28 protein-coding genes are annotated in these 25,047 nt (G+C 65.4%); 10 read left to right on the top strand and 18 right to left on the bottom strand.

Going from position 1 to position 25,047, the window contains the following annotated elements:
- Window positions 1-1,038: a ferrochelatase gene (gene hemH, locus XH83_RS04870; protein ID WP_194405924.1), complete on the bottom strand. Its 1,038-nt coding sequence runs from the start codon at window positions 1,036-1,038 to the stop codon at window positions 1-3.
- Between the two features lie 82 nt (window positions 1,039-1,120).
- On the opposite strand from hemH, the gene XH83_RS04865 reads away from it, so the two are divergent.
- A complete protein-coding gene (locus XH83_RS04865) occupies window positions 1,121-1,519 on the top strand; it encodes an MAPEG family protein (RefSeq protein ID WP_194405923.1) in 399 nt (132 codons plus the stop codon).
- Window positions 1,520-1,681: 162 nt separating this feature from the next.
- Here the strand turns inward: XH83_RS04865 and XH83_RS04860 are convergent, their stop codons facing one another.
- Genes XH83_RS04860 through XH83_RS04850 form a run of 3 tightly spaced genes read right to left on the bottom strand, consistent with a single transcriptional unit; the run spans window position 1,682 to window position 5,507 of the window.
- Entirely contained in the window at window positions 1,682-2,791 is a 1,110-nt protein-coding gene (locus XH83_RS04860; protein ID WP_194405922.1) for a nickel/cobalt transporter, read from the bottom strand.
- The gene (locus tag XH83_RS04855) at window positions 2,788-3,426 is read right to left on the bottom strand and encodes a DUF1007 family protein (RefSeq protein ID WP_194405921.1); all 639 of its coding nucleotides are present in this window, start codon (window positions 3,424-3,426) and stop codon (window positions 2,788-2,790) included. The genes XH83_RS04860 and XH83_RS04855 overlap by 4 nt, the downstream gene beginning before the upstream one ends.
- A complete protein-coding gene (locus XH83_RS04850) occupies window positions 3,426-5,507 on the bottom strand; it encodes a M3 family metallopeptidase (protein WP_194405920.1) in 2,082 nt (693 codons plus the stop codon). The genes XH83_RS04855 and XH83_RS04850 overlap by 1 nt, the downstream gene beginning before the upstream one ends.
- A 139-nt stretch (window positions 5,508-5,646) precedes the next feature.
- On the opposite strand from XH83_RS04850, the gene XH83_RS04845 reads away from it, so the two are divergent.
- The 5 genes from XH83_RS04845 (at window position 5,647) to XH83_RS04825 (ending at window position 10,499) form a co-directional block, all read left to right on the top strand.
- The gene (locus XH83_RS04845) at window positions 5,647-5,901 is read left to right on the top strand and encodes a hypothetical protein (protein WP_106949259.1); all 255 of its coding nucleotides are present in this window, start codon (window positions 5,647-5,649) and stop codon (window positions 5,899-5,901) included.
- A 672-nt stretch (window positions 5,902-6,573) separates the two neighbouring features.
- On the top strand, window positions 6,574-7,716 hold the full coding sequence (locus tag XH83_RS04840; RefSeq protein ID WP_194405919.1) for a type III PLP-dependent enzyme: 1,143 nt from the start codon (window positions 6,574-6,576) through the stop codon (window positions 7,714-7,716).
- A 132-nt stretch (window positions 7,717-7,848) separates the two neighbouring features.
- Window positions 7,849-8,436 (top strand): GNAT family N-acetyltransferase, encoded by a 588-nt coding sequence (locus XH83_RS04835; RefSeq protein ID WP_194405918.1) that lies wholly within the window; start codon window positions 7,849-7,851, stop codon window positions 8,434-8,436.
- 144 nt (window positions 8,437-8,580) lie between these two features.
- A complete protein-coding gene (locus tag XH83_RS04830; protein WP_194405917.1) occupies window positions 8,581-8,970 on the top strand; it encodes a RidA family protein in 390 nt (129 codons plus the stop codon).
- A gap of 86 nt (window positions 8,971-9,056) precedes the next feature.
- Window positions 9,057-10,499: a homospermidine synthase gene (locus XH83_RS04825; RefSeq protein WP_194405916.1), complete on the top strand. Its 1,443-nt coding sequence runs from the start codon at window positions 9,057-9,059 to the stop codon at window positions 10,497-10,499.
- A gap of 234 nt (window positions 10,500-10,733) precedes the next feature.
- Here the strand turns inward: XH83_RS04825 and XH83_RS04820 are convergent, their stop codons facing one another.
- From XH83_RS04820 to XH83_RS04765, 12 genes are all read right to left on the bottom strand, one after another.
- On the bottom strand, window positions 10,734-11,918 hold the full coding sequence (locus XH83_RS04820) for a cytochrome P450 (protein WP_194405915.1): 1,185 nt from the start codon (window positions 11,916-11,918) through the stop codon (window positions 10,734-10,736).
- Window positions 11,919-12,046: 128 nt separating this feature from the next.
- Window positions 12,047-12,379 (bottom strand): hypothetical protein, encoded by a 333-nt coding sequence (locus tag XH83_RS04815; protein WP_194408170.1) that lies wholly within the window; start codon window positions 12,377-12,379, stop codon window positions 12,047-12,049.
- Window positions 12,380-12,480: 101 nt separating this feature from the next.
- A complete protein-coding gene (locus XH83_RS04810; RefSeq protein ID WP_194405914.1) occupies window positions 12,481-13,197 on the bottom strand; it encodes an MgtC/SapB family protein in 717 nt (238 codons plus the stop codon).
- 30 nt (window positions 13,198-13,227) lie between these two features.
- Window positions 13,228-14,247, bottom strand: a complete 1,020-nt coding sequence (locus tag XH83_RS04805; RefSeq protein ID WP_194405913.1) for a WD40 repeat domain-containing protein — start codon at window positions 14,245-14,247, stop codon at window positions 13,228-13,230.
- A complete protein-coding gene (locus tag XH83_RS04800) occupies window positions 14,247-15,299 on the bottom strand; it encodes a GTP-binding protein (protein ID WP_194405912.1) in 1,053 nt (350 codons plus the stop codon). The genes XH83_RS04805 and XH83_RS04800 overlap by 1 nt, the downstream gene beginning before the upstream one ends.
- Before the next feature lie 53 nt (window positions 15,300-15,352).
- Window positions 15,353-16,216: a metal ABC transporter solute-binding protein, Zn/Mn family gene (locus XH83_RS04795; protein WP_194408169.1), complete on the bottom strand. Its 864-nt coding sequence runs from the start codon at window positions 16,214-16,216 to the stop codon at window positions 15,353-15,355.
- Between the two features lie 2 nt (window positions 16,217-16,218).
- Window positions 16,219-17,088, bottom strand: a complete 870-nt coding sequence (locus XH83_RS04790) for a metal ABC transporter permease (protein ID WP_194405911.1) — start codon at window positions 17,086-17,088, stop codon at window positions 16,219-16,221.
- A 6-nt stretch (window positions 17,089-17,094) separates the two neighbouring features.
- Window positions 17,095-17,850, bottom strand: a complete 756-nt coding sequence (locus XH83_RS04785; RefSeq protein WP_194405910.1) for a metal ABC transporter ATP-binding protein — start codon at window positions 17,848-17,850, stop codon at window positions 17,095-17,097.
- A 2-nt stretch (window positions 17,851-17,852) separates the two neighbouring features.
- Entirely contained in the window at window positions 17,853-18,101 is a 249-nt protein-coding gene (locus XH83_RS04780) for a hypothetical protein (RefSeq protein WP_194405909.1), read from the bottom strand.
- Between the two features lie 42 nt (window positions 18,102-18,143).
- Complete coding sequence (locus tag XH83_RS04775) at window positions 18,144-18,644, bottom strand: hypothetical protein (protein ID WP_194405908.1); 501 nt, start codon at window positions 18,642-18,644, stop codon at window positions 18,144-18,146.
- The gene (locus XH83_RS04770) at window positions 18,641-19,252 is read right to left on the bottom strand and encodes a permease (RefSeq protein ID WP_194405907.1); all 612 of its coding nucleotides are present in this window, start codon (window positions 19,250-19,252) and stop codon (window positions 18,641-18,643) included. Before XH83_RS04770 ends, XH83_RS04775 begins: the two co-directional genes overlap by 4 nt.
- A gap of 187 nt (window positions 19,253-19,439) precedes the next feature.
- Complete coding sequence (locus XH83_RS04765) at window positions 19,440-20,036, bottom strand: superoxide dismutase (protein WP_014491764.1); 597 nt, start codon at window positions 20,034-20,036, stop codon at window positions 19,440-19,442.
- Between the two features lie 244 nt (window positions 20,037-20,280).
- Here XH83_RS04765 and XH83_RS04760 point away from each other — a divergent pair, with 244 nt between their 5' ends.
- The 3 genes from XH83_RS04760 to XH83_RS04750 all read left to right on the top strand — a co-directional run bounded on the left by XH83_RS04760 (window position 20,281) and on the right by XH83_RS04750 (window position 22,817).
- On the top strand, window positions 20,281-20,808 hold the full coding sequence (locus tag XH83_RS04760) for a GNAT family N-acetyltransferase (RefSeq protein WP_194405906.1): 528 nt from the start codon (window positions 20,281-20,283) through the stop codon (window positions 20,806-20,808).
- A gap of 80 nt (window positions 20,809-20,888) precedes the next feature.
- Window positions 20,889-22,274, top strand: coding sequence for an MATE family efflux transporter (locus XH83_RS04755; RefSeq protein ID WP_194405905.1), 1,386 nt, complete (start codon window positions 20,889-20,891; stop codon window positions 22,272-22,274).
- Window positions 22,275-22,382: 108 nt separating this feature from the next.
- On the top strand, window positions 22,383-22,817 hold the full coding sequence (locus tag XH83_RS04750; protein WP_194405904.1) for a DUF2147 domain-containing protein: 435 nt from the start codon (window positions 22,383-22,385) through the stop codon (window positions 22,815-22,817).
- A 137-nt stretch (window positions 22,818-22,954) separates the two neighbouring features.
- Here XH83_RS04750 and XH83_RS04745 read toward each other — a convergent pair whose 3' ends face one another.
- Complete coding sequence (locus XH83_RS04745; RefSeq protein ID WP_194405903.1) at window positions 22,955-24,100, bottom strand: DUF3095 domain-containing protein; 1,146 nt, start codon at window positions 24,098-24,100, stop codon at window positions 22,955-22,957.
- A gap of 210 nt (window positions 24,101-24,310) precedes the next feature.
- On the opposite strand from XH83_RS04745, the gene XH83_RS04740 reads away from it, so the two are divergent.
- On the top strand, window positions 24,311-24,709 hold the full coding sequence (locus XH83_RS04740; RefSeq protein WP_194408168.1) for a hypothetical protein: 399 nt from the start codon (window positions 24,311-24,313) through the stop codon (window positions 24,707-24,709).
- Between the two features lie 3 nt (window positions 24,710-24,712).
- Here XH83_RS04740 and XH83_RS04735 read toward each other — a convergent pair whose 3' ends face one another.
- The gene (locus tag XH83_RS04735) at window positions 24,713-24,928 is read right to left on the bottom strand and encodes a hypothetical protein (protein ID WP_194405902.1); all 216 of its coding nucleotides are present in this window, start codon (window positions 24,926-24,928) and stop codon (window positions 24,713-24,715) included.
- Between the last annotated feature and the right edge of the window lie 119 nt (window positions 24,929-25,047).

Below are 25,047 nucleotides of genomic sequence, written 5' to 3'. Positions count from 1 at the left end.
CTAGATCCAGCCCTGGAGCTCGCGCAGCACCAGGGTGCGGATTACATCCATCCCGGGCTCGCTGTCGTTGAGGCAGGGGATCGCGGAAAATGCTTCGCCGCCATTGTGCTTGAATATCTCGGCGTTCTCCTGCGCGATCTCTTCCAGCGTCTCCAGGCAGTCGGCGGAAAAGCCGGGCGTCACCACCGCGATGCGGCGCACGCCTTCCTTCGCGAGCCGCTCCATCGTCTTGTCGGTGTAGGGCTGAAGCCACTCGGCATTGCCGAAGCGCGACTGGAAGGTCAGCAGCAGCTTCGTCTCGTCCATGCCGAGCCGGCGGCGCAGCGCTTGCGTGGTGGCAATGCAGTGCTGCTGATAGGGATCGCCGTTGTCGACATAGGATTTCGGCATGCCGTGGAAGGACGCCACGATCAGCTCCGGCGTGAACGGCAGGCTCGCCAGATGGGTCTCGATCGAGCTCGCGAGCGCCTCGATATAGGCGGCGTCCTCGTAATAAGGCGGCGTCACCCGCAGCGTCGGCTGGTTGCGCAGGCGGGCGAGCACGCGGAACACTTCGTCGCAGACCGTCGCCGAGGTCGAGGCGGAATATTGCGGATAGAGCGGGACCGCCAGGATGCGCTCGCAGCCTTTGGCGATCAGCGCATCGATACCCGACTTGATCGAAGGATTGCCGTAGCGCATCGCCCAGTCCACCACGACGTGGGCGCGGTCCGACAGTGCGGCGGCGAGCTTGTCGGCTTGCGACCGCGTGATGGTCTTCAGCGGCGACTCGTTCTTCTCGGTGTTCCATATCTTCTGATAGTCCAGCGCCTTGGTGCGGGGGCGGCTGCGCAGGATGATGCCGTTCAGCACGGCTTTCCAGATCAGGCCCTGGTCCTCTATGACGCGGGCGTCACTGAGGAACTCCTTGAGATAGACCCGCACGCCCGGCGCATCGGCGGTGTCGGGCGTTCCGAGATTGATCAGGAGCACGCCAACGCGCGGCAAGGCGGATAGGGCTGCTGGTCTTGCGGTCTCGATGGGGACGACGCTGGTCATGGCTGTGTGGGTCGCGCGTTGGTCCGAACTTGTCAAGATGAGGCCGATTTCGATAGGGTCGCACCCAGGCGGGGGAAAGAAGATGACACTCGCGGAATGGTGCGTCTTTGGGGCGCTGCTGCTCTATCTGTCTACGATCGCCGCGGTCAAATGGATCAGGTTTCGCCGCTTCGACAATTCCCGGCCGCGCGATCCTGCCTTCTATGAGGACGCACTGTCGCAGCGCGCGCTCGGCGCGCACCAGAACGGCATCGAGACCTTCCCGTTCTTCGCCTTCGCGGTCCTGCTCGCCGAATACAGAGATTCGCCGCAGCGGCTGATCGACGAGCTCGCGGCCCTCTTCCTCATCGTCCGCCTCGCCTATGTGCTGACCTATCTCGGCAACCGCCCGACGCTGCGCTCGATCCTCTGGAGCGTCGGCTTTGCGATCAATCTCGGGATCTTTTTCATGCCGGCCTTGAAGCGGTTCCTGCCGGTGTGACGTTCCCTTGCGGGAGAACGGGAGAAGGTGGCGCGAAGCGCCGGATGAGGGGTTCTATCGGCAAGCTCGCCTGCGAGACGCTCATCCGTGGAGGGAGACCCCTCACCGGTCTCGCCGCTATGCGGCGAGCCACCCTCTCCCACAAGGGGAGAGGAGAAGAGCTCAGAAACACGTCGTCCGTTCAGCCGCGATGTAGCCGAGCAAGAGGCCCGCGCCGAACAGCAGCACGACGCCTGCGGCCGCGAATTCGATGCCGCGCATGAACAGCGCGCCGCCGCCGTCGCGCCCGGCGCTGAGGCGGGCGGCGATGTCCTTGGCGGAAACGGCGATAACGGCGATGGCCGCGACCGTGATCGCGGTGCCGAGCCCCATCAGGAGGGTCGCGGCAATGCCGGCCCAGAACAGGCCCTGGGCGAGCGCGAACACCAGCACCAGGATGGCGCCGGAGCAGGGACGGATGCCGACGGTGAGGATCGCGGCAAAGCCACGCCGCCACCCGCCGGGGCCGGCGAGCTCGCTCGGCGTCGGACCGTGGGAATGGCCGCAATGCTCGTCATGGACGTGGTCATGGCCGTGATGGGCATGGGCGTGCGCATGACCGTGATCGTGGTGATGGTGATCATGACCATGATGATCGTGGGCATCATGATGATGATCATGGTGGTGCGGCACGCCGGCGATCGCCGGCACCGGCTGGGCCGTCTGCAGCGCCCGGATGAAGGTGCGGCCCTTGACCCAGACGAGGCGCAGCCCGAACAGCGCGATCAGGGCGTAGCTCGCGATCTCGATCACCCCTTCCGCCTTGCACATGGTCTTGGCGGTCGCATTCAGGACCCAGGCCGAGATGCCAACGATGAGGATCGCGACCAGCGACTGCATCAGCGCCGAGGCAAACGACAGCGCGATGCCGCGCCGGGCGGTCTCGCGGTTGGCGACGAGATAGGAGGCGATCACCGCCTTGCCATGGCCGGGGCCGGCGGCATGGAAGATGCCGTAGGCAAACGAGATGAACAGCAGCGTCCACACCGCAGAGCCGTCGGACTTCGCGGCGCGGATCGTGGACGACATCTGCCGATAGAATTCCGACTGCTTTGCCACGAGCCAGCCGATGATGCCGCTGGATTCGGGCGCGGCGGCCTGCGCCGGGCGGGGCGCACCAAACGGGTTTTGCGCGAGGAGATCGTGCAGCGCGGCGTCGGCCAGGCCGACCGTCAGCAGGACGGCGGCGCAGGCGAGCAGCCCGCGCGCGAGCGGAGGGAGTTGCGGCTTCAAGGGCAATCCACCGTGATCTTGTTGGCGAACATCATGCCGAAATTGGTGTTCTCGCCGCTCATGAAGGTCTGCTCGTTGAGCTTCTGCGCGGTCGCGGTGCCGTCGCTGGGACGATCAAGCTTCATCTGGCAGCCCGCGGGCGCGCCGACCAGCTTGACCGGATTGTCCTTGGCCATCTGGAAATCGATGAAGAAGGAACGGTCGAACACTTCGAGCACCAATTGCTTCGGCTTGACCGGGTTCTTCAGCGGCAGCGTGAAGTGCAGGGTCAGCACGCTGTCCTTGTAGTCGAGGAAATAGTCGACCGGCTCCTGGAATCGTTCCTTCTTGCCGTCGGCTCGCGCAAAGGTGAAGTAGGCATATTCCTTCAGCGACTCGACATTGGTCTGTGCCAGCGGGCCGAGCTCCTCGCGCGTATAGGCGCCCTTGGTCTTGCTCTCGAGCCCCTGCACCGCATAACTCGAAAACATGTCGTCGAATGTCCAGGCATGGCGGACGCCGGTGATGCTGCCGTCAGCAGCATAGAGCAGCTCGCTGGTCGCTGTGATCCAGACATGCGGATGCGCGCTCGCCGTGCCCGCCACGAGTGACAGGCCGGCGGCGAGCAGCCATCCGATCAGTGCCCGCATGCCCATCAGGCCGCCTTGGCGTCGTCGAGCAGGCCGCGGCGGCGCAGCAGCGCGTCCGGCTCCGGCGGGCGGCCGCGGAAGGCCTCATAGGCCGCTTCCGGATCGAGCGATCCACCGCTCGAATAGATGTCGTCGTGCAGGCGCTTGGCGACGGCGGCATCGAAGATGTCCCCGGCCTCCTCGAACGCGCCGAAGGCGTCGGCGTCCATCACCTCCGACCACATGTAGCTGTAATAGCCCGCGGCATAATGGTCGCCGGTGAAGATGTGACCGAACTGCGTGGGACGGTGACGCAGCGCGATCTCCTCGGGCATGCCGATCTTCTCCAACTCCTTCTTCTCGAAGGCGCGGACGTCCTGCGCGGCAGCGGCCGGCTGGGTGTGGAACTCGAGGTCGATCAGGGCCGAGGAGACGAACTCGACCGTGGCAAAGCCCTGGTTGAACTTTCGCGCGGCAAGGAAACGCTGCAGCAGGTCGTCGGGCAGCGGCTCGCCGGTCTGGTAGTGACGGGCGAACTTCTGCAGCACCTCGGGCCGCTCCTGCCAGTGCTCGTAGAGCTGCGATGGCAGCTCGACGAAGTCGGTGAAGACGGAGGTGCCAGACAGCGACGGGTAGGTCACGTTGGAGAGCATACCGTGCAGGCCGTGGCCGAACTCGTGGAACAGGGTGCGGGCATCGTCGGGCGACAGCAGGCAGGGCTCGCCATCGGCGCCCTTGGCGAAGTTGCAGATGTTGAGGACTAGCGGAGCGACCTCGCCGTCGAGCTTCTGCTGGTCGCGCAGCGAGGTCATCCAGGCGCCGGAGCGCTTCGACGGCCGGGCGAAATAGTCGCCGTAGAACAGCGCCTTGTGCTGGCCGTCCCTTCCCTTCATCTCCCAGACCCGGACGTCGGGATGCCAGACCGGAACGTCCTTGCGCTCCTCGAAGGTGACGCCGAACAGCCGCGTGGCGCAGTCGAAGGCGGCTTCGATCATGTGGTCGAGCGACAGATAGGGCTTGATCGCGGAATCGTCGAAATTGGCGCGCTGCAGGCGCAGCTTCTCGGCGTAGAAGCGCCAATCCCAGGGAGCGAGCTTGAAATTGCCGCCCTCCGTCGTGATCAGCGCCTGCATCTCGTCACGGTCGGCGAGCGCCCGGGCGCGCGCCGGCTTCCAGACCCGCTCCAGCAGGCCCCGCACCGCGTCCGGCGTCTTGGCCATGGAATCCTCGAGCCGGTAGGCGGCGTAGGTCGGATAGCCCAAGAGGTTCGCGCTCTCCTCGCGCAGCTTCAGGATCTCGACGATGGCTCCGTTGTTGTCGTTGGCATTGCCGTTGTCGCCGCGGGCGATGAAGGCCTTGTAGACCTTCTCGCGCAGGTCGCGGCGGGCCGAGCTCTTCAGGAAGGTCTCGACCGAGGACCGCGACAGCGTGACGATGGCCTTGCCTGCCATGCCGCGCTCTTCGGCCGCAGCCTTGGCGGCGGCGACGAAGCTCTCCGGCAGGCCCTGGCGGTCGGCCTCCCCGAGCTCCATGACCCAATCCTGCTCGTCGCCGAGCAGATGATGGCTGAAGCTGGTGCCGAGTTGGGCGAGCCTCTCGTTGATCTCGGCCATCCGCGTCTTGGCCTCCTCGGTGAGGCCGGCACCGGCGCGGTGGAAGCGGGTATAGGTGCGTTCCAAGAGGCGGAGCTGCTCGGGTGACAGACCGAGATTGGCGCGGTTCTCGTGCAGCTGGGCGATGCGACCAAACAGCACGGCATTCATCACGATCGGATTCCAGTGCCGCGCCATCCGCAAGGAGACTTCCTTGTCGATCTCCAGGATGGCCGGATTGGAATGCGCCGAGACGAGGTCGTAGAACACGGCCGCGACCTTGCTCAGCAGCTTGCCGGAGCGCTCCAGCGCCGTGATGGTGTTGGCGAAGTCGGGCGCGGCCGGATCATTGGTGATCGCCGCGATCTCGGCGGAGTGGTCGGCAAAGGCCTGCTCGAAGGCCGGCAGGAAGTGCTCCGGCTTGATCTCGTCGAAGGGCGGGGTCGCAAACGGCGTCACCCAGGCCTTCAGCAGCGGATTGATCTCGGAGTCCGTATTTTGGCGGGGTTCTGACATCGCAAGTCCCGGTTTTCATGGCTCGATTGTGGCGGCCAGCTATAGCATGCGATGGGGCTTTTTTGGGCCATTTGGCCTTGCTCCCGGCCGCCTTTTCGGGGAGATTGCGGCCCTCGAAGCCTAGGGACCCCTTGAGCTCATGAACGCGCCTTCCTCGTCTTCCCGTCAGATCGTCTGGCCCAGCGTCATCACCGTCATCAGCGCCGCCATCCTGATCGGTGCCGAAGTGTTCGGCGCGGCGTTCGCCGGCGGCTGGGCGCTCGCGATCCTGTTCGGGCTCGGCGATCAGGGCACGCACATCCTGCAGGCCGTGCTGTTCGCGCTCGGCGTGCTCGTGATGACCGCCTTCATCCGCGCGGCTCAGCGCGTCGAGCCCTTCACCAAGCGCGGCTGACGCGCCTCGCGCGCGACAGACGCGCGCGCTGCCACGGAAAACTTAACGCCCGTTCATCTTCCGCGTCGCTCGCGCAACACCGCGCAAGCAGATGTTAGGCAATTCTGTTCGCAGCCTAAAAAAATTCTTGCGAAGCCGAGTCAAAACACTTATGTGCGGACTTGCCCAATTTCGCACGTGCCTGTGGTCGTGTGTCAGTCGGTAGGTATCCGGACAAGAGGCCGGACAGCCGCCAAGGGGTGAGGAAGCCGAGGGGCTCTTCGGAAGTGTGGACGTCGGAAGGCTCTTAGCCGGAAGACCAAAGCAAACCCGGAGCGTCCAGCATCTCTCTCAAGAGATGCCTTGTCGAAGGTGACTTCACTTTTTGCAACCGTGACTGGCAGCCGGAGGCGAACCGGCGCACCCCGCTCTCAACGGGGGACGCGACTTAAAGCAACGACGGATCGGGCTTTTTTGGTCTCTACCGGCAGTCCAACGCCGGCGCGGGCTACTGAAAAGGCTTGTCCTTCATTGCCAGGTGTGCGGGCGGGAACACTCCCGACCAATCCACGGCAGCACAGTCTGATTTGAGTCTTTGGCTCGTCGCGCCTCCATCGCGCGATCTGGCCGGGGCGCTTATCCGACGACATTTTTTGAACGGATCCCCGTCGCTGGGCCGTTTGGGAGAGTGCTATGACCGACCGTATCCAGGAATTCCTGCGCAACCGCCGCAAGGATGGCCTCGACACCGAGCCGTGCCTCGTCGTCGACCTCGAGGTCGTGCGCGACAATTACCAGACCTTCGCCAAGGCGCTGCCCGACAGCCGCGTGTTCTACGCCGTCAAGGCGAACCCGGCGCCGGAAGTGCTGGCGCTGCTGGCGTCCATGGGCTCCTGCTTCGACACCGCGACGGTCGCCGAGATCGAGATGGCGTTGGCTGCGGGTGCGACGCCCGACCGCATCTCCTTCGGCAACACGATCAAGAAGGAGCGCGACATCGCGCGCGCCTTCGCGCTCGGCATCCGGCTGTTCGCGGTCGATTGCGGCGCCGAGGTCGAGAAGGTCGCCCGTGCCGCTCCCGGCGCGAAGGTGTTCTGCCGCATCCTCTATGATTGCGCCGGCGCCGAATGGCCGCTGTCGCGCAAGTTCGGCTGCGACCCGGAGATGGCGGTCGAGGTGCTCGACCTCGCCAAGCGCCTCCGGCTGGAGCCGTGCGGCATCTCCTTCCATGTCGGCTCGCAGCAGCGCAAGGTGAAGGCGTGGGACCGTGCGCTGGCGATGGCCTCGCAGGTGTTCCGCGACTGCGCCGAGCGCGGCATCAACCTGTCCATGGTCAACATGGGCGGCGGCTTCCCGACCAAGTACCTGAAGGACGTTCCGCCGGTCGTGACCTACGGCCGCTCGATCTTCCGCGCGCTGCGCAAGCACTTCGGCAACCAGATTCCGGAGACCATCATCGAGCCGGGTCGCGGCATGGTGGGCAACGCCGGCATCATCGAATCCGAGGTCGTGCTCATCTCGAAGAAGAGCGACGAGGACGAGGTGCGCTGGGTGTACTTGGACATCGGCAAGTTCGGCGGTCTCGCCGAGACCATGGACGAGTCGATCCGCTACGCCATCCGCACCCGTCACGACGGCGCGGACATGACGCCGTGCGTGCTCGCAGGCCCCACCTGCGACAGCGCCGACGTGTTGTACGAGAAGAGCCCGTATCCGCTTCCCGTCACGCTCGAGATCGGCGACAAGGTGCTGATCGAAGGCACCGGGGCCTATACGTCGACCTACTCGTCGGTGGCGTTCAACGGCATCCCGCCGCTGAAGACGTATCACATCTGATCCGCCTCTCTCTTCTAGAGGCCTGACGAACCCGGGAGCCGGCTTGCCGGCTCCTCCCTGACATTTCGATCTGACGACGTCTTGCACAGGCGCGCCTTCGGGCACGTCCGTTCAAGCGGGGACTGACGCGCCATGACTGCTCCTCGGAAGCCACAAGCCGCCCTCACCTCGAAAGCCGCTCCGTTCGCGATCCGCAGCGAGCGTGCTGCCGACGTTGCGATGCGTGAAGCGCTGCTCGATGCCTGCTTTGGCGAGAACCGCCACGGCCGCACCTGCCAGCGCCTGCGCGAGGGACGTGCACCTGCCGCAGGCCTTGCCCTGTCGGCGATGCGCGAGGGCAAGCTCGTGGGAACCGTGCGGCTGTGGCATGTCAGCGCCGGAGGCAGGCCCGCTCTGGTCCTCGGACCGCTGGCGGTGGACCCTGCCTGCCGCGAGCTCGGGATCGGCGCCGCGCTGATGCATCAAGCGCTGGCCGCCGCCCGGGCGCGCGGGCATGCCGCCGTGATCCTGCTCGGCGATGCCCCCTATTACGCCCGCTTCGGCTTCTCGGCCGAGAACACCGGTGCGCTGTCGCTGCCCGGCCCGTTCGAGCGCGACCGCCTGCTGGCGATCGAGTTCGCGGAAGGCGCGCTCGACGGCGCCGAAGGGATGATCGTCCCGACCGGCGCGGCCCTCGCCAAACGGAGGGTAGTTCGCGCCGTCCAGGCGCGCGCGGCCTAAAGCATCGCTTTCATCCCGACGCCTCGAACCGCGCTGAGCGGCAACGCCCAAGCGCGCCTGCGCCACGCCCGTTCCTTAGGGGTTGCGCGGGCGCCAGAAACGCCCTTTAACCCCGCGAAACGCCCTTCAGTCGAGGTCCAAACCATGCCCCGTCGCCTGATCTCCACCGGCTCCCCGTTCGAGAAGACCGCCGGCTACAGCCGTGCCGTGATCGACGGCGAGTTCGCCTTTGTCGCGGGAACCACCGGCTATGACTACAGCACGATGACGATGCCATCAGACGTCACGAGCCAGTCACGTAACTGCTTCAAGACCATCGAAGGCGCCCTGAAGGAGGGCGGATTCGAGATGGCCGATATCGTCCGTGCGACCTATTACGTCACCGACGCCAGCTACATCGACGCCCACTTCGCCGTCTGCGGCGAAGTTCTCGGGGACATCAGGCCGGCTGCGACCTTGCTGGTCGTCAGCGCTCTCGCCAAGCCCGAGATGAAGGTCGAGATCGAAGTCACCGCCAAGCGCCGCAGCGTCTAAAAAAAGCGCCGCAGCGTTTGAAAAGGCGCCGCAGCGCCTAATCCACCCACCCTTTGCCAGCCAGCACGTTCCGGAGAAACCGTTCCATGAGCCTTCCCTCGCAGATCTACGCGAAGATCACCGGTCCCATCGTCATGGTCGGCTTCGGCTCCATCGGCAAAGGCACGCTGCCGCTGATCGAGCGGCATCTCGATTACGACAAGTCGCGCGTCACCGTGATCGACCCCAAGGACGAGGGCCGCAAGGCGCATTGCGAGAAGCACAATGTCCGCTTCATCCAGAAGGCCGTCACCAGGGACAATTATCGCGAGTTGCTGTCTCCGCTGCTTACCGAAGGCGGCGGCCAGGGTTTTTGCGTCAATCTCTCGGTCGACACCGGCTCCACCGACATCATGGAGCTCTGCAACGAGCTCGGCGCGCTCTACATCGACACCGTCAACGAGCCCTGGCTCGGCTTCTATTTCGATTCGTCGAAGGGCCCGGAAGCGCGCTCCAACTACGCGCTTCGCGAAGCGACGCTGGCCGCCAAGAGGGCGCGCCCCGCCGGCTCGACCACGGCCGTCTCCTGCTGTGGCGCCAATCCCGGCATGGTCTCGTTTTTCGTCAAGCAGGCACTGCTCAATGTCGCCGCCGACCTGAAGCTCAACGCCCCCAAGCCGAAGACCAAAGCCGAATGGGCGGATCTGATGCGGCAGGCCGGCATCAAGGGCATCCACATCGCCGAACGCGACACCCAGCGCTCCAAAAAGCCGAAAGAGCCTGACGTCTTCGTCAACACCTGGTCGGTGGAAGGCTTCCTTTCGGAGGGCGTGCAGCCGTCCGAGCTCGGCTGGGGCACCCACGAAAAATGGATGCCCGAGAATGCACGGACCCACGAAGCCGGCTGCGGCGCCGCCATCTATCTGATGCAACCCGGCGCCAACACGCGCGTGCGAACCTGGTGCCCGACCCGCGGCGCGCAATATGGCTTCCTCGTCACCCACAACGAGTCGATCTCGATCGCCGATTACTTCACGGTGCGTGACGCATCCGGCACGGCGGTCTACCGGCCGACCTGCCACTATGCCTATCACCCGGCCGACGATGCCGTGCTGTCTCTGCACGAGATGTTCGGCCGCGCCGCCAAGATGCAGGAGAAGCACCACATCCTCGACGAGAACGAGATCGTCGACGGCATCGACGAGCTCGGCGTGCTGCTGTTCGGCCATGACAAGAATGCCTATTGGTACGGCTCGCAGCTTTCCATCGAAGAGACCCGCGCACTCGCGCCCTATCAGAACGCCACCGGCCTGCAGGTGACCTCGGCCGTGCTCGGCGGCATGGTGTGGGCGCTGGAAAACCCGACCGAGGGCATCGTCGAAGCCGACGAGATGGATTTCGATCGCCTGCTGGAAATCCAGCTGCCGTATCTCGGCCCGGTCAAGGGTTTCTACACCGACTGGACGCCGCTGACGGATCGCCCGGGCCTGTTCCCGGAGGATATCGACACGTCTGATCCGTGGCAGTTCAAGAACGTTTTGGTGCGGTGAGGTAGGCTCTCTCCTCCGTCATTCCGGGGCGACGCGCAGCGTCGAGCCCGGAATCCATCGGGCGGCAGAGTCCGTAGAGAAATGGATTCTCAGGTACGCAATTGCTCACCGTAGCTCGCGCTTCGCGCGCCCCGGAATGACAGCAAGCCTACTTCCTCTCAATCGACGGTGCGATTTTTCGCCGCCACGGACCGCGCTTACGGGCTCGACGTCGAAGGCCTGCGTCCCGCCAGCCTACTGGAGGAGAACCGGCAGATTGAGCGGGCCGCGGAAACCGAAGCCGTGCCAGCGGACGCTCGCGGGATCAGGCAGGGTCATACGGGGGAAGCGCTCGAACAACATCGGCAGAAGGATGGCGCCAACCGTCCGCCGCGAAAGGTGCGCGCCTGCGCAGTGATGCGGGCCGTTGCCGAAGGCTTGATGAGGATTGGGTTCGCGCAACGCGTCGTAGCGCTCGCCATCCTCGAAGACCTCCTCGTCCCGGTTGGCTGAGGCCTGTATCGTCATCACCGTGTCGCCCTTCGGGATGAAGCAGCCGCGAATCTCGGTGTCTTCTATGACGAGACGCGAACTCGCCTGGATCGGCGCCACCCATCGTACGCCTTCCTCGAAAGCGGATCGCCATTTGCCGCCTTCTCGGACGGCTTCAAGCTGGTCCGGGTTAGTCAGCAAGCCGTAGATGATCGTCAGCAGAGCCTCACGCGGCTCGTTGATGCCACCCCCGATCGCGATCTTGACGTTGGCAATCATCTGACTCTCGGCAATCGGGCTTGCTGCGTTCACCATGAAGGACAGCGCGGAGGAATCCTGTTCGGTGCGAACGCGTTCGAAATTGCCACGGATACATCGATCCATCTCCGCATTGGCAAGGTCGGTTGCTTCGAAGGGTCCTGGCGTCCAGCCAAAATTGCCGGCGCCGTCGATCAGGGTCTGGGACCATCGTTGCATGTCCTCGTCGCTCGCGTCCGGAACGCCAATGGCATGGGCCAGAATCCGCGCTGCGATAGGGCCGGCGAGCGTGGGGAAGAGGTCAACGACCTCGTCGCGGGGCAACCGGTCGAGATACACAGCGGCCAGTTTCGCATAGAGGGGTGCCCAAACGGCCTCGATCGTCTTCGGCATCAGAGCCGGCATCATCGCCATCCGCTCGCTGCGGTGCTCGTCGTGGTCCTTGCGCATCAAGGTATGGGCCAGGAAGGCCCGCTTCATCGGCGTGTTCGGATCGTCGGAGCTGAACAGCGCCGCGTTGTCCTTCACATATTTGGTGTCGGCAGCCTTGGTGAGGAAGGTGCGGCCCACGGATTTCACTCGTAGCACGGGCGCCTCGCGTCGCAGCCGCCGGTAGATCGGATAAGGATCGCGCGTAAGCTCCGCGATCGAAATCGTCTCATCGAGGGGCGCCAGGCTTGCGGTCGGCATGGAGTGATCCTGTGGGATGCAGGTCAGTTTCCGCTCCGGATCATACCGGCGCAAGTGAAGCAGAACAACGGCTCACCACCACGCCGGCGCAGGGTTGCTATCGCAGCGGAAGAGCTTGCGGTTGCGCCCTACTTCTTCTCGATCGGCGGCGCGATCTTCTCGGCCGGTGCCGGCGGCAGAGCTGGCTTGGCCGCGCCCGCCGCGCCCTGCGTCTGCGGGTCGGGGCGTGCCGGTTCAGGGGCCGGCGTGGTCGGGCGATCGCCGCCGGGCTTGGCTTCCGCCGGTTTGTTCTGATCCTCGGACGGCGTGCCCTGAAGCGGTGGCGTCGCCTGCGCCAGCTGCGTCCGGCCCTCGGCGCGAATTTGCGCGATCGATACGCCTGACACCACGACACCCGCTGCGAACAGCGAACAGGCGATCATCAGGTCGAGCTTCAGTCTGCGCTTGTCATTGCCGGTCATGTCGATCACCGCGTTTGTCCGCGGAATCAACGAAATGGCACGACCGGGGTTCCATCCCCGGCAAGACGGGAACTGCCCGTCCGCGCGCCAAAACGACGCGCTTATTCCGTCGTGCTGGCTTCCCAGGTGGCATGGCGCACACCGGGCAGATGCTGCAGGTCGGTCGCCAGCGCATTCAGCTCCTTCGGATCGACCGCGCTCGCGACCAGCTTCGCGACGATCTCCAGCATGTCCTCGCCGATCTCGACCACCTCGATCCCCGCCACGGGATATTTCGCGGCCTCGAGCTTCTCGACGAGGCGGTCGCGCATGTCGGGCAAGGCATCGGCCGCGACCGCGAGCTTGAAGTAGTAGGTCGCCTCCAAGGCCTTCTCGTTCAGCGGGATGCGATTGATGGCATTGACCAGCGGACGCAGCATGGTGTTGCCGGCGATGACGAATACGGTCAGCGCGGCTGCCTGCGCGACCATGTCGGCACCGGCGCAGGAGCCGACTGCGGCCGAGGCCCATAGCGTCGCCGCGGTGTTGAGCCCGCGCACGTCCATGCCTTGCTTCATGATGACGCCGGCACCGAGGAAGCCGATGCCCGAGACGACATAGGCGATCACCCGCACTGCGCCGTCGGCATTGTCCAGCTGCATGGCGAGATCGACGAAGGCGGCCGCTCCCACGGCGACCAGCACGTTGGTGCGCAGGCCCGCGGTGCGCTGGCGGTATTGCCGCTCGGCGCCGATCAACGTGCCCAGCACGAAGGCTGTGGTCAGGCTGATCAGCGTGTCGGCGAAATCGCCCAGCTGGAAGGTCGTGAGAAACCGCATGGTCCCCTATACGGCCGGAACCATGACAGATTAAAGCTCCAGCAGGCCGCCATCCCCATTTTCGTCCGCGAACGCGAGCAGCGTGCCCTTGGCGTTCCAGGCGATTGCAGCCACCGGCGGCGTGCCGTTGCGGCGAACCAGGATCTCCGCACCGTCTTCCAGACGCACCATCAGCACGGTGCCGTCGCTATAGCCGCAGGCCAGAATGTCGTTCTTCGGATGGCAGGCCACCACCGCAACGCGCGCCTGCAGCGGCGCGAGCATCGCGGGCTCCTTGCCCATCGGGCCGTCCTTGCTACCGAACGGCCAGATGATGACGGTGTCGGCGCCCGAGGTGGCGAGGCCCTTGCCGCCGGCGCTCCAGGACATCGAGCGGACGCGGCCGGGATAGCCGGTCATGCGCATGTGCCTGTTATCGGCGAGCCGCCAGCCGTGCAGCGCCGGCTCGTGCATCGCCGTGACCAGGAACTTGTTGTCCGGGCTGAACGTGACCGCGTGATGCGAACCGGCCCAGGGCAGGAATTCGGCCGAGCCCTCCATGTTCGGAAACCACAGCGTCGCGCCGTTGTAATGCGCGATCGCGAGCCGCAGGCCCTTCGGCGCGAAGGCAAGGCCGCCAACGGTCGAGGGCACCTCGAGCGACTTCTCCTCGTTCTTGCCGCTCTTGACGGTCGCGACCTTGCCGGCCGACCAGGCGAAGGCGCCGTCAGCATGGAGCGCCACCGCGTCGATCCAGCGCCGCTTCGGGTCGGTCGCGAGCAGCGTCACCTCGCCCTTGGCGCCGAGCGAGACGACCTTGCCGTCGTCGCCGCCCATGATGATGCGCTTGCCGTCGCTCGCGGTCGAGAGAATGCCGCCGCCATGCACGGCGACCTTGCTGATCTCGCCATTGGCATCGACGAAGGCGACGTTCTCCTCGCCGCCGACGAAGGCGGCGCGATCCTTGAGGAAATGCACGGAGGTCACGCCCATGCCGAGGGTCACAGGCTTGACGCGATCGGTGACGGAGACGATCGAGGCGGAATCCGGGGCCGGCGTAAACTCTTTCATCACGAGACGATGCAGCTCTCGAAGCCTTCGCGAATGGCCTTCTCCGGCAGTTCGCGGCCGATGAAGACGAGGCGGCTCTCGCGGGGCTCGCCGTCCTTCCATTTCCGCTGGTGGTTACCCTCCAGCATCATGTGGACGCCCTGGAAGACGTAGCGGTCGTCGTCGTCGTGGAAGGCGAGGATGCCCTTGGAGCGCAGGATCTTGCCGCCCTCGACCTGCACCAGGTTCTGCAGCCAAGGCATGAACACGTTGGGATCGAGCGGCTTGTCGGTCTTGAGCGACAGCGATTGCATGTCCTCGTCGTGATAGTGCTTCAGGCCGTGGCCGTGATCATGGTGGTGATGATCGTGGCCGTGATGATGGTGATCATGGTCGTGATCGTGATCGTGATCGTCGGCCTCCAAAAAGTCCGGCTCGATGTCGAGGATGCGGTCGAGATCGAACGCGCCGCGGTCGAGCACGTCGGCCAAGGCCACCGAGCAGCGCTCGGTGCGATGCAGCTTCGCATAGGGGTTGATGGCGCGGATCCGGGCCTCGACCTCGGCGAGCTCGCCCTTGCTCACGAGGTCTGTCTTGTTCAGAACGATGACGTCGGCAAAGGCGATCTGGTTCTTGGCCTCGGGCGCATCCTTCAGACGGTCCGACAGCCATTTGGCGTCGGCGACCGTGACGACGGCATCGAGACGGGCGTTCTTCTGCACGTCCTCGTCGACGAAGAAGGTCTGGGCGACAGGGGCGGGATCGGCAAGGCCGGTGGTCTCGACGATGATGGCGTCGAACTTGCCCTTGCGCTTCATCAGGCCGTCCATGATGCGGACGAGGTCGCCGCGCACGGTGCAGCAGATGCAGCCGTTGTTCATCTCGAACACTTCCTCATCGGCACCGATGATGAGGTCGTTGTCGATGCCGATCTCGCCGAATTCGTTGACGATGACGGCGTATTTCTTGCCGTGGTTCTCCGACAGGATGCGGTTCAAAAGCGTGGTCTTGCCGGCGCCGAGATAGCCGGTCAGGACGGTCACGGGAATTTTGGAGGAGGTCGCTTCAGACATAAGAACTCCGACTTCGGGCTTTTCGCGCGACGCGAGGCGGGGTGGCCCCTGCCCTAGTGGTCAAGCGCGCTGGTCAGGGCCTTTATATTGTGCCTGACCATATCAATGTAAGTGGGTGCGGACCCCTTTTCGCCGGTCAATCCGTCCGAAATCAGGGTCCCGCCGACCTTTGCCCCGGTCTCCGCGGCGATCCGCCGGATCAGGCGGTCGTCGCTGATATTTTCCAGGAAGACGGCGGGGATTTTCTGGGCCCTGATCTGGCCGATGATGGCCGCGATGTCCCGGGCGCTGGGCTCGGTTTCCGTGGAGACGCCCAAGGGGGCGACGAACTGGATACCGTATTCGGCGGAAAAATAGCCGAAGGCGTCATGGGTGGAGATCACCTTGCGGCGCTCGGTTGGGATTTTGGCCACGGCCTCGCGGACCTCGCGGTCGAGCGTTTTGAGCTTTTCCAGATAGGCCTTGGCCTGAGCGCGGAAGACATCAGCGTCGTCCGGGGCGGCCGCGGCCAGCGCGTCGGCGATGTCGGTCACGTAGACCCTGGCGTTGGGGACGGACTGCCAGGCGTGAGGATCGGCGGCCGAGCCGAGCTTCAGCGGCACGATGCCGGAGCTGGCGGTGACGACCTGCGCCTTACTGCCGGAAGACTGCACGAGACGCGGCAGCCAGCCCTCCAGCCCAAGTCCGTTGACGATGACGAGCCTCGCCTCCGCGACCCGCTTCGCATCGGCGGGCGCCGGCGTGTAGACGTGAACATCGCTGTCGGCGCCGACCAGCGTGGTCAGATTGATCCTGTTGCCGCCGACATTGCGGACGAAATCGGCAAGGATCGAGAAGCTCGCGACGACGTTCAGCCGCTCCGCCGCCTGAAGCGGCGAGGCGATCAACAGGAGCATGCAAAGCAGGAAAGGCCGCATCATCACGCTTCCAGATGCCGGCCGGGAAACAATTGCCGGACGATACCGCCGACGCGGCCGAACAGCACGGAGACGATGTAGAGCACCGTCGCGACGAGAATGACCGCAGGCCCCGACGGCACGCGGGTCTGGAACGACAGCACAAGCCCGGCATAGCCGGAGACCGCGGCGGCGATCACGGCGATGCAGATCATCGCGGTGAGATCGCGCGACCAGAACCGCGCGATACCTGCCGGCAGGATCATCAGGCCGACCGCCAGCAGCGTGCCAAGCGCCTGGAAACCGTTGACGAGGTTGATCACGACCAGCGCAAGGAAGGCGAGATGTGCAGGCCCGCCGGCACGGCTCACGGTGCGCAGGAACAAGGGATCGACGCTCTCGATCACCAGGGGACGATAGATCACGGCAAGTACGAGCAGCGTCACGGTGGCGTTGAAGGCGACCACCAGCAGCGTCTGGTCGTCCATCGCGAGGATGTTGCCGAACAGCACGTGCAAGAGGTCGATATTGGTGCCCCTGATCGAGACGATGGTCACGCCGAGCGCCAGCGAGGCCAGATAAAAGGTCGCGAGCGACGCGTCCTCCTTCAGCCCGGTCGAGCGCGCGACCACGCCGGCGAGGATCGCGACGGCAAAGCCTGCGACCAGGCCGCCGGCCGTCATCGCAAACAGATTGAGGCCTGAGAGCAGGAAGCCAATGGCGGCACCCGGCAGGATCGCATGCGCCATGGCGTCGCCGACGAGGCTCATCCGCCGCAGCATCAGGAACACGCCGATCGGCGCGCCGGCCAGCGCCAGCGCGATCACGGCGGCGAGCGCGCGCCGCATGAACTCGAATTCGGTGAACGGACCGATCAGCGCGTCATAGAGCATCGGATCTCAAGCCGCCCGCGAACGGGTATCGTCAGCGGCACAGGCCGCCGCGCTGTCGTCAAAAGCTTCGCACATCCGCATCGCGACCAGCAGGTTTTCCGGCGTCAGCACGGCCGCCGTCGGTCCCCACGCTACCGGGCCACGCGCCAGCACCAGCGTCTCGCTGAAATGATTGCGCACCATTTCCATGTCGTGGAGCGCCGCGAGCACGGTGCGGCCCTCGCCGTGCCATTGCTTGACCAGCGCAAGCAGGTCGGCGGTGGTCTTGCTGTCGATGGCGTTGAATGGCTCGTCCAGCACGATCAGGCTCGCGTCCTGGAGCAGCACCCGCGCGAACAGCACGCGCTGCATCTGGCCGCCCGAGAGCGTGCCGATCGGACGGTTCTCGAAGCCATTGAGGCCGACGGAGGCGATCGCGCGCAGAACCTTTTCGCGCGCGGCCTTGCCGATGCCGCCGAACAGGCCGGTGGCCCGCCACAGGCCGGTCGCCACGAAGTCGAACACCGAGATCGGGAAGCTGCGGTCGATCTCCGCGCTCTGCGGTAGATAAGCGATGTCCCTGCTGTCGAGCCCGCCGAGATGGATGCTGCCGTCGAGCGGCTTGAGGATGCCGACGATGCCGCGCAGCAAGGTCGACTTGCCCGCGCCATTCGGACCGATCACGGCGACCAGCGCACCTCGCGCGACTTCGCCGTTGAGGTGGTGCACGGCCGGATGCCGGTCATAGCCGAGCGTCACGTTGTGAAAGTGCAGTGCCGCCATGGTCACCTCATCGCCAGGAAAACCACGCCCCAGAGCACGGCACAGACGGCAAGCGCCGCCGCGAGGCGCGCGGCCATGGTCATGCGCAGGATCGACCAGGGCGCCTCCTGGGCGGGATGCGGCGAGGCGGCATCGTGGACATGGGCGTGGGTGTGGTCGTGCCCATGTGAATGCCCGTGGGCGTGCGAATGACCATGGGAATGGCCATGAGCATGGTCGTGATGATGGGCGTGGGACGCGGCGGGAACCATGGCAAGACGTTATATTATAACATTACGTCTGTCCACGCCGCCTCAAGGCTTCCCGATCACCATCGCGATGGCGGCCGCCACGAACGGGAACGGCACCGAGACGGCACAGCGGAACCAGACGAACCGGGCCGGCATGAACGGGATTTCCCACAGGATCACCCGCTGGAAGGCGAACAGGGCCCAGGCGACGACATAGGCCACCACCTGCGGCACCCCGCCGCCCGACTTCAGCGCCACGGTGCCGATGGAGAAACCGACCACGGGGCCGCCGGGTGTCGCCGCGCCGGCGACCACGGCGGTCGCAACGCCGAGCCAGCCGCTGTCCGGCCCGAGCCAGCCTGTGATCACCTCCTGCGGGATGATGGCCGCGATGTAGCCGGAGCCGATCACCCCGAGCGCGATCCGCGGCACGATGTTGATGAAGTCCATCGTGCCTTCGCGCAACGAGGCCCTGAATACCGGCGGTCCGCGGCGGAAGGCGATCAGCCCGACGCCAAGCACCGAGCCCCACAGCAGGATGTCGATCAGAAGCGCGGCGCTCATGCCGCGTCCTCGTCGCCGGTCCGCTTCGGATACAGCCTGACATAGACGAAGCGCCCGAGCGCACCGGCGAGCACCGGCAGCGGCAGCGAGATCAGGACGCGCCACAGCGTGAAATCGGTGCCCATGATCGGAATTTCCCAGGCCACCGCGCGGCCATAGCCGATCAGGGTCCAGCTCACGACCATGGCGATGGTGGCGCCGAAATCAGCGCCGACCGCGAGCAGCGCGCTCGCCACGGGATAGGCGGTGAAGGGCCCGCCCGGCAGGATCGCGCCGAAGGCGGTACCGATCAGAAGCCCCATCAAGCCGGATTTCGGCCCAAGCGAGCGCGAGACTTTTTCGTGCGGCAGGATTTCCGAGATGAAGGCGCCGAGCAGGCAGCCGGCGAGCACGCGCGGCAGGATGCCCGAGAACAGCGAGAGATCGTGGGTCAGGATGTCGAGAACGCCGTCGGTGCCGTCACGCCGCCAGACCAGCGCCGCGCTCACCGCGACCAGTGCCGCGATGATGATGGTCGACCAGCCGATCGGCCTGCGCACACGGCCCGGCCGCGGCTCGGACTCCGCGTCCTCGGCCGGCGCAGGGGTTTTCGGGGAAGGTTCTGACAACGGGCTCGGTGGCTCGAGGGTGATGCCCGTCCTGATTAAGCGCGCCACCGAAGCGATGCAAATGGTGTGATGACAGACCCGTGCGCGCACCGCGCAGGGCAATTCCGCACAGCAAAAAGGCGGCCGCGCGAGCGACCGCCTCTTTCTGTTATTCCGGGTTCGCGCTTCGCGCGCCCCGGACTGACGCTTACGCCTTGTCGAACAGGGACTCGACGTATTCCCAGTTCACGAGGTTCTCGACGAACGCCTTGAGATAATCCGGGCGGCGGTTGCGGTAATCGATGTAGTAGGAGTGCTCCCAGACGTCGCAGCCGAGGATGGGCGTGGCGCCGTGCACCAGCGGATTCTCGCCGTTCGGGGTCTTGGAGATTTCGAGCTTGCCGTTCTTGACCTGGAGCCAGCACCAGCCGGAGCCGAACTGGCCGACGCCGGCCGCCTGGAAGTCGGTCTTGAACTTCTCGAAGCCGCCGAGGTCCTCGTTGATCTTCTTCTCGAGCTTGCCGGGCAGCTTGGTGCCGCCGCCATTGGGCTTCATCCAGCTCCAGAAGTGGATGTGATTGTAGTGCTGGCCGGCATTGTTGAACACCGCGGGGTTCTTGCCGAACGAGCCCTTGACGATCTCCTCAAGGGACTTGCCTTCCCATTCGGTCCCCTTGAGCGCGTTGTTGCCGTTGGTGACGTAGGCCTGATGATGCTTGTCATGGTGGAATTCCAGCGTCTCCTTCGACATGAACTGGCCAAGGGCGTCATAGGCGTAAGGGAGTGGGGGCAGCGTAAAGGTCATGGGTTCTTGTCCGCGACTGATGGGGAACTGGCTTAACGGGGAGTCTTATAGAAGGTTCCGCGGCCGTTAAATACCGCCAATTTGCGAAAACACGTGATGGGGCCATCCGGCCGGATTGCACCAAATCGACGCAAGCGCAGACGTTCTGCCGCAGGCGAGACGGACGGCGTAAAAATATCATTGCCTTTGAACCGCTTATGACAGAACGAATGCGCCACGAAGCGGAGCTCCGAAGAACCAGGCCATGAGCATCGAGATCGATATTTTGAACGGCGACGCGTCTTGGCCGATTGCGGAGCCGCTGCATCAGGCGGTCTGGGGACCAGAGCTCGTCGCTGAGAAGCCCTGGGCCCACGTCAAATGGGCCAATGCCGATCTGCGCGTGCTGATCGAGACGCCCGAGGACGGCCTCGTCTGCCATGTCGGCATCTACTTCCGCACCGTCACCTGGAATGGGCAGAAGGTCCATATCGGCGGCATCGGCGGAGTCTGCACGCGCCAGGACCAGCGCGGCCGCGGCTATGCGACCGTGGCGATCGACGCGGCGGTTCACACCATCAGAGCCAACGAGGCCGCGCGCTTCGCACTGCTGTTCTGCGAACCCCACAATTTCTCGTTCTACGAGACCCGGAGCTGGCTGCCCTTCAAGGGCGAGGTCTATTGCGAACAGCCGGAGGGGCGGATCCGCTTCGACCATATGGCGCCCTACGTGTTCCACATCGTCCGCGCGCCGACGCTGGGCACCATCGACCTATGCGGCCTGCCCTGGTGAGCCCTGCGTGAGCGAGGGCTGGCCGGGCGCCTTGCGCCCTATAATATGTCGATCATCATTTGATATTCCGCGCGGTGAACATGACGATCGACGCCCCCGTAGACGCCGTCCCGCCGCTCGCGCCGGTCGCCTACCCCATCGCCAGCCTCCTGACCGCGCCCATCCTGCCGACGCTGCTGCGGCTCGCGATTCCCAACATGATCGCGATGGTCGGCAGCACGCTGGTCGCAATCGCCGAGACCTCCTATATCGGCCGGCTCGGCACCATCCCGCTCGCCGCGATCGCGCTGGTGTTTCCGTTCGCGATGCTGACCCAGATGATGAGCGCGGGTGCGATGGGCGGCGGCGTATCGTCCGCGATCAGCCGCGCGCTCGGCGCCGGCGATCGGGACCGCGCCGCGACGCTGGCGCTGCATGCCGCCATCATCGGCCTCTGCGGCGGGCTGTTCTTCACGGTGATGATGCTGGTCTTCGGCCGCTCGTTCTTCACCCTGCTCGGCGGACGCGACCGGGTGCTGGAGGAAGCCTGCGGCTATTCGCAAATGCTGTTCTCCGGCGCGGTCGCGATCTGGCTCGTCAATACGCTTGCCTCGGTGATCCGCGGCACCGGCGACATGCGCCTGCCCTCGATGACGCTGATCGGAGCGAGCGTGCTGCAGATCGCGCTCGGCGGCACGCTGGGGCTCGGCCTGTTCGGCGTGCCGCAATTCGGTATGCCGGGCGTCGCAAGCGGCCAGTTGATCGCGTTCAGCTGCGCCGCGATCTTCTTCCTCTGGTATCTCTTGTCCGGCCGCAGCCGGCTGCAGATCGACGTCCGCGCCTTCCATTTCGAACGCGCGATGTTCCTGGACATCCTCAAGGTCGGCGCGGTGGCCTGCCTGTCACCGCTCCAGACCGTGCTCACGATCTTGATCTTCACCAAGATCCTGGCGACCTTCGGCACCGAGATGCTGGCCGGCTACGGCATCGGCTCGCGGCTGGAATTCCTGCTGATCCCGATCACCTTCGCCTTCGGCATCGCCTCTGTGCCAATGGTCGGCATGGCGATGGGCGCCGGACATGTGAAGCGGGCGCGGCGTGTCGCCTGGACCGCAGCTGCGGCCTCGGGACTCACGGTCGGCCTGATCGGGCTCGTCATCGCGCTCGATCCCGCGCTGTGGGTTGCGCTCTTCACCCGGGATCCCGGCGTCACCGCCGCGGCGCACAGCTATTTCCATTGGGCCGGCCCGGCCTTCGTGTTCTTCGGCATCGGCGTGTCGCTCTATTTCTCATCCCAAGGCGCGGCGCGCGTCGGCGGACCTGTGCTGGCGTCCACCGCGCGACTTCTGATCGTCGCGATCGGCGGCATCGGCCTCATGATGGCGCAGGCGCCGGCCTGGACCTTGTTCGCGCTGGTCGGCGGCGCCATGGTCGTGTTCGGTCTTGCGACTGCGGGCTCGGTCGCATTTGTGCGCTGGGACAAATGAGCGCAGGCATATAAACGCACATCGATAAACGCAGGAATGTGATTCCGGCCAGCGTTGCACTATCTCGCCGGCCTGCTATGGAGGCGCTCCATTTTCGGGGCCTCTTCCATGACTTCCAGATTCGCCGCTCTCATCGTCCTCCTCGCTGCGCTGCTTGGCGCGTCCGCCGCTCATGCGCAGAACGTCGACGGGACATGGCTGACCCAGGCGGGCGATGCGCGCGTCAAGATCACCAAATGCGGCGGCGGCATCTGCGGCGTCGTCGCCTGGCTGCGCGAGCCCTACGACACCGCGACCGGCCAGCCCGCCACCGACAGCAAGAATCCCAATCCCGCGCTCGCCAAGCGCTCGATGATCGGTCTGCCGCTGTTCAGCAGCATGCCGCCCTCCGGTCCGAACAAATGGTCGGGCCAGATCTACAATGCCGACGACGGCAGCACCTATGCCAGCAGCGTCACCGTGACGGGAGCGGATTCGCTGCGGGTCGAAGGCTGCGTCGGCGCGCTCTGCGGCGGCGAGACCTGGACGCGCGCGGGGCGGTAGCGGGCCTACGAGGTCTCGTGCCCCGGACGCAGCGCTGCACGTAGTGATGCGCTGCGGAGCCGGGGCCTATCTCACTCTGGGTACCGGCTCTGCGCAGCGTCACTGCGTGCCGCAGCGCGTCCGGGACACGAGATCCCTCACGCCGGCATCGCCTTCAGCGCCGTCGCGGCCGAGGCATAGCCACCCCGCGCGCCGTCGATGAAGTGCACATGGTCGCTGCGCAGCGCCGACGGTGTGAAGCAGGTCATCATGGCGGCGTCCTGCTGATGGAGGCCGTAGCGCACGACGCCTTCGCGCGCGGCGGCCGCGAGGCGATCGCTCAGCGCGCGCTCGAGCTGCGGGGTGCAGTCGAGAATCATGCGCAGGCCGTCGTCATACTTCCTGAAGTCCGAGTTCTCGACGACCTGACGCCGGTAGAGGTTGGGCACGAAGCCGCCGACCTTGAGGTCGAAGCGCATGATCAGATAGACGAACAGCGTATAGGCCAGCACGCTCGCCCTGCGCGCAAGCAGCGGGCCGCCCCGCCTGGTGCGGGCTTCGTATTCCAGGCCCTGCGGCGGCCATTTCAGCGGCGGTCCCTGCGGCGGTACCGGACGGGCGCCGTCCGGGCTGCGCTCGACGAGATGGATGATGTCCTCGATCACCTTGCGGAAGGCATGCGGCTCGGCGCCGCGCGCCGGCATCACCAGGACCGACAGGATCAGCCCGCGCGAGGCCGGCATCATCTCGAAGCGGCAGGACAGGCCGGACAGGTCGGGCTGCGTGCCCGCCGGCGCCTCGGCGACCGCGAACTCGCCGCGCTTCATCGCGGCGTCGGCAAAGGCGAGCCCGCCGCCGGAGAACATCGCATAGGACAGGTTCGCCGACGGACCGAAGCGCGCGACGCGCACGTCGAGGCCGTGCGCGCGAATGGCGCTCACCGGCACCAGCGCGACGCGCATCCTCAGGTCGAGATCCTCTCGCACCCAGGTGGCGGTCGCGGCGAGCGCGTCGCGTGCCGCATCGAGATCGCCGGGCGCGACCGCAAAGCTCGCGCCGTCGCCGCCGAACACGAAGGGGAATTCGCGCCCCGCCAAGGCGTTCGTCACGGCCGCGATCACGGCCGCACCGGCCATGTTGACCGCCTTGTAGCGCTGCGCCGCGATCGCCTTGGTGGAATCGACGATATCGGCAACGCCGATGCTCCAATCGTCCGGCAGGGGCGCATAGAGCGCAGGATCCATCAGGCTGGTGAAGCCGCGGAAAACGGGAATGCCGCCGTAGAAGGATTCGCCTGAGGTCATCGGGGACGCCGGATGGTTGGAATGCAAAACAAATACGGGGCAGGATCGATCCGGGTTCGCCGGCCGGCGGCCCCTTCAATCATTGGCCGAAACGGCCTCGGACAACAAGACGCCGCCGCGTTGCATTGCCGCAGCGGGTCAATTGATCGGCATCAAACGGCAGTCCGGGAGTTGCGGCTATCGTCCCTCAGCTCCACGGCCTTACATGGGATGATCGAGGTGTCCGACTTCGGCAACAAGGACTCCACCTCTCCGGTCCGCCGGCGCACGGGTGTCGACCCGATCAGCGCGGTGAAAATGCCCGAACGATTGACGGAGGCTGTCGATGCCTGGGCTGAAGCCTATCGCCTGACCCGTGCGGAGGCGATCTGTAAGCTGATCGAGCTGGGCCTGAAGATCGCGCCGCCGGTGCCCGGTTCGGCGCATCCGATCGCCTCGGAGGCCACCAGGATCGAAGAGATCGCAGTCCACGAGATCGAGACGCTGCTCGATCCCGCATTGCCGGCGGACGAGCGCGAACGCCGCATCCGCCGCCTCACCGAAGGGCCGCCGGAATTTTCCCACGAACGGATTGACTTATCGAAGGACTCGCCGAAGCACCGGTCGTGACGGCTAGTGCAGCTTCTCGTCCTGACGCTTGCGCAAGGTATCGAGCGACGCGTCATGGCAGCCGACCAGGCGCACGAATTGCTGCGGGTACATTTCGTAGCCGTGACTGCCGGAATTCTGATGCGTCATCGGCGGGCAGTGGACTTCATCCAAATCCGGCTTCGCGCGCGATGGCTCCGTCCGGCCCTGATTTGAAGCGGTCATGTTGGGCATGGCCATGGACTGCTCCCTGTCGATTAGGGCAGATCGATTGACGTAACCCAATCGATTGCGGGGCATCTTACGACCAAATCCGGCTGAATGTCATTGTGCCGGATCAACACAATGATGCCGGCCGG

The sequence above is a fragment of the Bradyrhizobium sp. CCBAU 53351 genome (assembly GCF_015291745.1).
Classification (GTDB): domain Bacteria; phylum Pseudomonadota; class Alphaproteobacteria; order Rhizobiales; family Xanthobacteraceae; genus Bradyrhizobium.
Note: the sequence above shows the minus strand (reverse complement) of the source record. Positions and strands in the feature narration are given on the sequence as shown.

Excerpts from the sequence above, each read along its gene's own strand:
- XH83_RS04760 (WP_194405906.1), top strand. The coding sequence starts at position 20,281 with ATGAGCATCGAGATCGATATTTTGAACGGCGACGCGTCTTGGCCGATT.
- XH83_RS04795 (WP_194408169.1), bottom strand. The coding sequence starts at position 16,216 with ATGCGGCCTTTCCTGCTTTGCATGCTCCTGTTGATCGCCTCGCCGCTT.
- XH83_RS04735 (WP_194405902.1), bottom strand. The coding sequence starts at position 24,928 with ATGGCCATGCCCAACATGACCGCTTCAAATCAGGGCCGGACGGAGCCA.
- XH83_RS04825 (WP_194405916.1), top strand. The coding sequence starts at position 9,057 with ATGAGCCTTCCCTCGCAGATCTACGCGAAGATCACCGGTCCCATCGTC.
- XH83_RS04750 (WP_194405904.1), top strand. The coding sequence starts at position 22,383 with ATGACTTCCAGATTCGCCGCTCTCATCGTCCTCCTCGCTGCGCTGCTT.
- XH83_RS04775 (WP_194405908.1), bottom strand. The coding sequence starts at position 18,644 with ATGAGCGCCGCGCTTCTGATCGACATCCTGCTGTGGGGCTCGGTGCTT.
- XH83_RS04800 (WP_194405912.1), bottom strand. The coding sequence starts at position 15,299 with ATGTCTGAAGCGACCTCCTCCAAAATTCCCGTGACCGTCCTGACCGGC.
- XH83_RS04840 (WP_194405919.1), top strand. The coding sequence starts at position 6,574 with ATGACCGACCGTATCCAGGAATTCCTGCGCAACCGCCGCAAGGATGGC.
- XH83_RS04815 (WP_194408170.1), bottom strand. The coding sequence starts at position 12,379 with ATGACCGGCAATGACAAGCGCAGACTGAAGCTCGACCTGATGATCGCC.
- XH83_RS04845 (WP_106949259.1), top strand. The coding sequence starts at position 5,647 with ATGAACGCGCCTTCCTCGTCTTCCCGTCAGATCGTCTGGCCCAGCGTC.
- XH83_RS04740 (WP_194408168.1), top strand. The coding sequence starts at position 24,311 with ATGATCGAGGTGTCCGACTTCGGCAACAAGGACTCCACCTCTCCGGTC.
- XH83_RS04785 (WP_194405910.1), bottom strand. The coding sequence starts at position 17,850 with ATGGCGGCACTGCACTTTCACAACGTGACGCTCGGCTATGACCGGCAT.
- XH83_RS04805 (WP_194405913.1), bottom strand. The coding sequence starts at position 14,247 with ATGAAAGAGTTTACGCCGGCCCCGGATTCCGCCTCGATCGTCTCCGTC.
- XH83_RS04755 (WP_194405905.1), top strand. The coding sequence starts at position 20,889 with ATGACGATCGACGCCCCCGTAGACGCCGTCCCGCCGCTCGCGCCGGTC.
- XH83_RS04835 (WP_194405918.1), top strand. The coding sequence starts at position 7,849 with ATGACTGCTCCTCGGAAGCCACAAGCCGCCCTCACCTCGAAAGCCGCT.
- XH83_RS04765 (WP_014491764.1), bottom strand. The coding sequence starts at position 20,036 with ATGACCTTTACGCTGCCCCCACTCCCTTACGCCTATGACGCCCTTGGC.
- XH83_RS04830 (WP_194405917.1), top strand. The coding sequence starts at position 8,581 with ATGCCCCGTCGCCTGATCTCCACCGGCTCCCCGTTCGAGAAGACCGCC.
- XH83_RS04810 (WP_194405914.1), bottom strand. The coding sequence starts at position 13,197 with ATGCGGTTTCTCACGACCTTCCAGCTGGGCGATTTCGCCGACACGCTG.
- XH83_RS04780 (WP_194405909.1), bottom strand. The coding sequence starts at position 18,101 with ATGGTTCCCGCCGCGTCCCACGCCCATCATCACGACCATGCTCATGGC.
- XH83_RS04745 (WP_194405903.1), bottom strand. The coding sequence starts at position 24,100 with ATGACCTCAGGCGAATCCTTCTACGGCGGCATTCCCGTTTTCCGCGGC.
- XH83_RS04820 (WP_194405915.1), bottom strand. The coding sequence starts at position 11,918 with ATGCCGACCGCAAGCCTGGCGCCCCTCGATGAGACGATTTCGATCGCG.
- XH83_RS04850 (WP_194405920.1), bottom strand. The coding sequence starts at position 5,507 with ATGTCAGAACCCCGCCAAAATACGGACTCCGAGATCAATCCGCTGCTG.
- XH83_RS04855 (WP_194405921.1), bottom strand. The coding sequence starts at position 3,426 with ATGGGCATGCGGGCACTGATCGGATGGCTGCTCGCCGCCGGCCTGTCA.
- hemH (WP_194405924.1), bottom strand. The coding sequence starts at position 1,038 with ATGACCAGCGTCGTCCCCATCGAGACCGCAAGACCAGCAGCCCTATCC.
- XH83_RS04865 (WP_194405923.1), top strand. The coding sequence starts at position 1,121 with ATGACACTCGCGGAATGGTGCGTCTTTGGGGCGCTGCTGCTCTATCTG.
- XH83_RS04790 (WP_194405911.1), bottom strand. The coding sequence starts at position 17,088 with ATGCTCTATGACGCGCTGATCGGTCCGTTCACCGAATTCGAGTTCATG.